Below are 6,623 nucleotides of genomic sequence, written 5' to 3'. Positions count from 1 at the left end.
AGGCTTTGCAGGCGCGACGCGGTCAGGCCGAGCTTGTGGAAGCTGCCGTGGGTGTCCACCGTCAACAGGTCGATCAGGCGCGCCACCGGCGTTTCGATATCGATCTTGCCGGTGGTATAGGTCAGCGAGTAATTGTTGATGCCACCGCCACCAGCGCCATCCCTGCTGTCGCCATTGAGATTGAGCATCCAGATCTTGGCCGTCTTGTCGTTGACGCTGCCGGTCGATTCGGTCTTGTCCTGGAAATCCTTGCTGTCATAGTTCACTTGCGCGTACAGGCTGCCGGCGCGCGAACGGATCAGCGGATAGCTGGCGTAGACGCTGGCGATCTTTGCCGTGCCTTTGGCCTCCAGCACGGCAAATTCCTTGCCCAGCTTGTAGTCCATATGGGTGTAGGCCGTGCCCAAGCGCAGCAGGCCGGCCTGACCCTGGTAGGCCGCGCGCACATAGTTCAGGCCGTCGGTCGAGGTGAACGCGCGCACGGTGGCGACGTCGCCGATGCCGGCCAGTTCATTGATATTGACGGTCGCGCCGATGCGGTTGCGGCCCGTGTAGCGGTTGCCCTGGTTGTCGACATCGACGCTGCCGTTGAAGCGCGCACCCGGCAGCACGTCGACGATCAGGTCGGACGCACCCAAGGAGGCGCCCGGCGCCAGGGTTGAGCTGACCTGCACGCCCGGCAAATCGGACAGCAGCAGCAGGCGCCGTTCCAGCGGCGTGGTGGCAACCACTTCGCCGTCAAGACCGCTCAATATGCTGTGCGCCAGGCCGTCGGACAGATTGCTTTTATTGCGCAGCTGCACTTGCCCATACGTACCCGGCAGCACCGTCACTTGCACCACGCCATCCTTGATGTCCTGCGCCGGCAGATACGCCTGCGCCAGGAAATAGCCGCGCGTCTGGTAATAGCTGGCAATGCGGCTGGCCAGAGTGCGCAGTTCCGCCAACGTCAGTTCGCTGCCGGGCACGAAGCCGCTGGCGGCGACCAGTTCGCTTTCCGCAAACACCGGCGGCGCGGCGATCTGCAAACGCTCTACCTTGATGCGGGTGCTGTCGCCAACGATGGCGGCCGGCACATCGCCGCGCTGCACGCGAATCGCGGGCGCTGCTTTCGGCAACTGGGGCGCGACAGGAATCTGCTGCAGCTGGCTGCCGGCGGTCGGTTGCTGGGCGTAAGCGCCCTGGATCAACAATAGCAAGGTCAGGGGGAGGAGTTTGGCGTTCACGGTCATGATTTCCACGCGCTCGGCAGCACGCTGCGCGCAAGGGCGCGCAGCCTGGCTGGCAACAGCAGCATTAATACAGCAGTAGTAGGGACAGGCCACGTCGCGGGCGCGGTGGCAACAGATGCAACAAGCGACCTGCAGCAGGCCGTGGGACAAGGGGATGGAGGAAAGTTCATTTACATAACAATGTTAAATTTTCTTTCTCCAAAAAGAAGAAATTCTTTTAAGTAACATTGGAGATTGTAACTGAGTATTTCCAGATGGAACATAAATCAATTTTTGCAGCGATCTGCGTGTGGATGAAGTGCCGCTGACAGAGCTTTCCACCGCCGCAAAGCGAGAGCAGATCAGCCTTTGCAGCGTCAGGCATTGCCCGTGACAGGCCGTGGCATGCTTGCGGACTGGGCCATAAAACAACACTCGCACCGCAATGCCGAATAAAATTATTTCATTGCAGAAATATAAAACAGCGTTATTTTTACGTCATGAAAACCGAGTTTACAATTGTTACAGCGTGCCTTTCCGCCATAATTCACATAATTGCAAAATAAATCACCTCCAAATGCTCAGTCCTGCGCCCACATGTCAGATTATGGAATGTCCCGTCAGGCCCAGCCACGGCCTGGTGGCGACCCTGGTCCTGCCGCGCGGTATGGTCCTATCGCAAGCCCATGGCCTGAGGTAAGATGAGGCTGCCATGGACCAACAGTAACTTACTCTTCCGGCCCTGGCGATCATCCGGGCACGCATGACATCACAGACCTATATCCTGTTTTCCATGGCGGCAGACGCCATCCTGATCGCCATCCTGCTGTTTCTGTGGGCCAGGCAGCGCAGCGAATGGCATGCGCTGCTGTGGGCCGGCGGCCAGCTGTCGCTCAGCCTCGGTTCGGCCAGCTGGATACTCGGCGAGCGCTCATCGATGCACTATCTGTTCGCGGCACTGAGCTTGTGCGGCGCCGTGGCCGGCTTTGTCGCTGGCACCGAGTATTTCCTCGGCCATCTGCACCGACGCCATCTGCGTCCGCTCATGCTGGCATGCGGCCTGGCCGTCATTGGCCTGTACGGCTTTTGGGAAGGCCAGCCGCTGCGCGCGCAATGGATGACGGCCGCCGCTCTGGGTTCGGCGATGGTGTGGTCGGGCCTGAGGCTGGGCTTGCATCGCAACCGCTATCGTTTCCTGGGCATGGTGCTGATCGTGCGCGGCCTCTACAACCTGGCCAACTCGCTGGGCTGGATACCACCCGACTACGAATCCTGGTTCGTGTACTCGATCACCATCAAGACCATTTACATGCTGTGCCTGATTCATGCGGTGCAGGAGAAAATCCGCCATCGCTACGTGCACACCATCGACAGCCTCAGCAGTGGCTTCCTGATCCACGATAGCAGCGGCCAGATCCAGGTGGCCAATGAACGCTGCGCCACACTGCTGGGCCGGGCGAATGCCGCCGCCCTGATCGGCACGCACGTGGTCGATCAACGGCTGTTCGATACGCGCGCTGCCGCGGCCGCCTATTTCCGTCGTTTCGAGCTGGCGCATGGCGCCTATCCATTTATCGAAATGGCCAGCATCACCTTGCCGGACGGCCAGCAGGTGCCGCTGGAATCGATCGCCTCGCCGTATATCGAGAGCGGCCAGCTGTATTGCATGGTGCAGCTGTTCGATATCAGCGAGCGGCAAAAAAAGGATGCTCTGCTGCATCGCGCGGCCCACCATGATCCCGTGACGGGCATGTTCAACCGCCACGGCCTGCTGCAGGAGCTGGAACGCTGCGTGCAACAGGCCCGGCAGGCGGGTGGCGACTGCGCGCTGTTCTTTATCGACCTCGACCGCTTCAAGCGCATCAACGACACCTTCGGCCATGAAACAGGGGACCAGCTGCTGTGTCAGTTCGCGCTGCGCCTGCAGGGCCTGCTGCCGGCGCAGGCCATCGTGGCGCGCTTCGGCGGCGATGAATTCATTATCGTGCTGCCTGGTGCTGGCGAGGCCATGGCGCGCGTGGTCGGCCAGCGCATCCTCGACGCCCTGGCGGCGCCGTTCAGCTTGCCGCTGCAGGCCCTGTCGGTCTCGGCCAGCATCGGCGTGGCCTGCCATCCGCAGCATGGCGCCAGCGCCGACGCGCTGATACGCAATGCCGATATCGCCATGTACGAGGCAAAAAAAGCGGGCCGCGGCCACCTGCGCTTTTTTGACGACAGCATGACGGCGCACGCCAGGGAAGCCCTGACGATCGACGGCGCACTGCGTTCGGCCATCGCGGCGAATGAACTGCAACTGGTCTACCAGCCCATCGTCACGGCCGACGGGCGGCAGCTGCGCAAGGTGGAAGCGCTGCTGCGCTGGCACAGCGCGCAGCTGGGCATGGTGCCGCCCGACCGCTTCATCCCGGTGGCGGAAGACAGCGAGCTGATCGTGGAGTTGGGCCACTGGGTGCTGCAGGCGGCGTGCCGCCAGCTGGCGCAGTGGCAGGACGAGATGGGCGAAGTGATCGTCAGCATCAACGTGTCGGCGAAACAATTGCTCGACCCCGGCTTTACCGACCAGGTGCGGCACGCGCTCGATGCGCACGGCCTGCCGGCGAGGCGGCTGGAGCTGGAGCTGACCGAGCGCGTGCTGCTCGACGATACCGACCGGGTGCAAGTGGCGCTGTCGCGCCTGAGCGCACTGGGCGTGAGCCTGTCGCTGGACGACTTCGGCACCGGCTATTCCTCGCTGGCCTACCTGGCCCGCTTCCGGCTCGACACGCTGAAGATCGACCGTTCCTTCGTGCTGCAGATCGAACACAACGCGCGCGGCCGCAGCCTGGCCACCACCATCGTCGCCATGGGCGCCAGCCTGGGCATGGAGGTGGTGGCCGAAGGCGTGGAAAACGCCGCCCAGGCCGCCCTCCTGCAGGCGATGGGCTGCCATTATCTGCAGGGTTACCATATTGCCAGGCCGATGACGGCGCAGGCGCTGCTGCAAGCCCACGGTTTGCAAGCCCTCGGTTTTCCTGAGGTAACGACTCCAGATTGACGATTTGCCCGCCATCGGGCGGCGGCGTAAGGTGGACCATCTTTCCGATGGAACCCTCATGCAAACTTCTACCGTGACACCCGCCGCGCGCGGTGCGCTGGCCGCCCTGTCGCTCGCCACGCTGCTGCCGGCGCTGGGCGCCAGCATCGCCAATATCGGCATGCCCGCAATCGCCGCCAGCCTGCAGGCGCCGTTCAAACAGGTGCAGTGGGTAGTGCTGGCCTACCTGCTGGCCGTGACTGTTCTTTCCGTCTGGGCCGGCCGCCTGGGCGACCGGCTGGGCCGGCGCCGTTTGCTGCTGGCCGGCATCACCCTGTTCGCCGTGGCCTCGCTTTTTTGCGCGCTGGCGCCCAATTTGCCGCTGCTGGTGGCGGCGCGCATCGCGCAGGGCGCCGGCGCGGCCGTCATGCTGGCGCTGGCCATGGCGATGGCGGCCGGCGCCGTCAGCCAGCAGCGCGCGGGCAGCGCCATGGGCATGCTGGGCAGCATGTCGGCCCTCGGCACCACCCTGGGGCCGGCGCTGGGCGGCCTGCTGCTGGCCCGTTACGGCTGGCCGTCGCTGTTCCTCGTCAATGTGCCACTGGCCGGCCTGGCGCTGCTGCTGGCGTGGCGCTACCTGCCCGAGGGCCCGCTAGCGCCCGGCTTGCGGGCGCCGCGCCTGGACCTGCGCCGCCAGCCGGCGCTGGTGGCGGGGCTGGTGGCCAGCGCGCTGGTATCGATCGTCATGATGACGACGCTGGTGGTAGGACCGTTCTACCTGGCGCGCGGCCTGCAACTGGACAGCGCCGTGAGCGGACTGGTGCTGGCGCTGGGGCCGCTGGCCGCCGCGCTATGCGGCGTGCCGGCCGGGCGCCTGGTCGACCGCCATGGCGCGCAGCGCATGCTCCAGGCCGGCCTGCTGTGCGCGGCGCTGGCCTGCCTGACGCTGGCGCTGCTGCCGGCCAGCCTGGGCGTGGCCGCGTATGCCTTGCCGCTGATAGCCTTGACGGCTGGCTATGCGCTGTTCCAGGCCGCCAACAACACGGCCATAATGACGGGCGTGGCGCCTGGTTGGCGCGGTGGCGTGGCCGGCTGGATGAGCCTGTCGCGCAACCTGGGCCTGGTGGCCGGCGCTTCGCTGATGGCCGGCGTATTCGCCCTGGCGGCCGGCGGCGACGTGACGCTGGCGCCGGGCGACGCCGTCGCGCGCGGCATGCACGCCGCCTTTGCCGTGGCAGCCGTCGTGCTCATCGCCGCGCTGGCGATTGCACGGCGCGGCGAGCGGCACAAAATGACGCTACCATAGCCAGATGGACATCCTGCACCTGAAAACCTTTGCCTGCGTGGCGCGTGCAGGCAGCATCACGCGCGCCGCCGAACGCCTGTTCCTGAGCCAGCCCGCCGTCAGCGCCCATATCAAGGGCATGGAAGACGACCTGGGCCTGGCCCTGTTCGAACGCACCGCGCGCGGCATGCGTTTGACCAGCCACGGCCAGCGCATTCTGGCCATGGCCGAGCACACCATCGCCAGTCACCGCGCGCTGATCGACGAGGCGGCCATGCTGAGGGGCCGGCTGGCCGGCCGCCTGCGGATCGGCATGGGCATCGGCGGGCAATCTGCCACGGCGCTGATCGGCAGGTTGCTGCGGCGCTTTGCCGAACACCATCCTGACGTCGAAGTATCGCTGGAATACGGCAGCTCCAGCAGCACCCTGGCCGCCATCCGCAGCGGCGTGCTGGACGCCGGCTTCTACAACGAAGCGCGCACGCCCGGCGACGACCTGGCCACGCGCGAAATGGCGCGCTTTCCCATCTACTTGGCCGCGCCGGCCGGCATGGTCGACCCTGGCGCACCGCTGGACTGGGCCGCGCTGGGGGAACTGCCGTGGATCTTCGCGCCGGCCAGCCTGTGCTGCGGCAGCGCCGCCGAGCAGCTGTTCCAGGCCCACCGGTTCCGCCCGCGCCGCATTATCAGCATCGACCGAGAAAGCGTGATGCGCCCGATGCTGGCCCAGCGCCTGGGCATCGGCCTGCTGCATGGCGACACCGCGCTCGAAGCGCAGCGCCAGGGCGAAGTCGACCTGCTGTGCGTGGTCCATCCGGCCGTCAGCCAGCTGTTCGCCCATTTGGCCAGCCGCGCGCACGAGCCTCTGTTCGGCGCCATCCACCAGGCCCTCGCTGCCGGCCAGCCGCCCGGCAGCGCGCTTAAAAACAGTGCTCTGGCGCCGGAAACGCACTTTCCCTGACGGCCTGCACATAGGCGCCGAACGCGCCGTCGATGCCGGCCTGCCCCTGCAGGAAGTTGCGCACGAAACGCGCTTTTTTGCCGGGAAAGACGTCCAGCATGTCGTGAATCACCAGGATCTGCCCGGAGCAGGCAGGGCCCGCGCCGCCAGTTC

At 65.5% G+C, this 6,623-nt stretch carries 4 protein-coding genes and 1 pseudogene; 3 read left to right on the top strand and 2 right to left on the bottom strand.

Annotation, left to right across the window (positions count from 1 at the left end):
• On the bottom strand, nt 1-1,226 hold a 1,226-nt coding region (locus AC0Z42_RS05935; protein ID WP_485467304.1), incomplete at its 3' end, for a ShlB/FhaC/HecB family hemolysin secretion/activation protein.
• Nucleotides 1,227-1,974: 748 nt separating this feature from the next.
• On the opposite strand from AC0Z42_RS05935, the gene AC0Z42_RS05930 reads away from it, so the two are divergent.
• The 3 genes from AC0Z42_RS05930 to AC0Z42_RS05920 are packed head-to-tail and all read left to right on the top strand — an operon-like array spanning nt 1,975 to nt 6,470.
• Complete coding sequence (locus AC0Z42_RS05930; RefSeq protein WP_485467303.1) at nt 1,975-4,245, top strand: putative bifunctional diguanylate cyclase/phosphodiesterase; 2,271 nt, start codon at nt 1,975-1,977, stop codon at nt 4,243-4,245.
• A gap of 58 nt (nt 4,246-4,303) precedes the next feature.
• Nucleotides 4,304-5,530 carry an MFS transporter gene (locus AC0Z42_RS05925; protein ID WP_485467302.1) on the top strand — a complete coding sequence of 409 codons (1,227 nt, stop codon included), beginning with the start codon at nt 4,304-4,306 and terminating at the stop codon, nt 5,528-5,530.
• 4 nt (nt 5,531-5,534) lie between these two features.
• Nucleotides 5,535-6,470 carry a LysR family transcriptional regulator gene (locus AC0Z42_RS05920; protein ID WP_485467301.1) on the top strand — a complete coding sequence of 312 codons (936 nt, stop codon included), beginning with the start codon at nt 5,535-5,537 and terminating at the stop codon, nt 6,468-6,470.
• Here AC0Z42_RS05920 and AC0Z42_RS05915 read toward each other — a convergent pair.
• Nucleotides 6,430-6,615 (bottom strand): annotated as a pseudogene (locus AC0Z42_RS05915) (3-methyl-2-oxobutanoate hydroxymethyltransferase); the annotation flags it as partial. The gene AC0Z42_RS05920 and the pseudogene AC0Z42_RS05915 overlap by 41 nt on opposite strands.
• Nucleotides 6,616-6,623 lie beyond the last annotated feature (8 nt).

The organism is Janthinobacterium sp. 1L-D-8-B-C4, from assembly GCF_057291295.1.
The sequence above is the reverse complement of the archived record's forward strand: the minus strand, read 5'-3'. Positions and strand labels throughout refer to the sequence as shown.

What these genes read in the sequence shown, in the direction of transcription:
- AC0Z42_RS05930 (WP_485467303.1), top strand. Translation starts at nt 1,975, where the DNA reads ATGACATCACAGACCTATATCCTGTTTTCCATGGCGGCAGACGCCATC.
- AC0Z42_RS05925 (WP_485467302.1), top strand. Translation starts at nt 4,304, where the DNA reads ATGCAAACTTCTACCGTGACACCCGCCGCGCGCGGTGCGCTGGCCGCC.
- AC0Z42_RS05920 (WP_485467301.1), top strand. Translation starts at nt 5,535, where the DNA reads ATGGACATCCTGCACCTGAAAACCTTTGCCTGCGTGGCGCGTGCAGGC.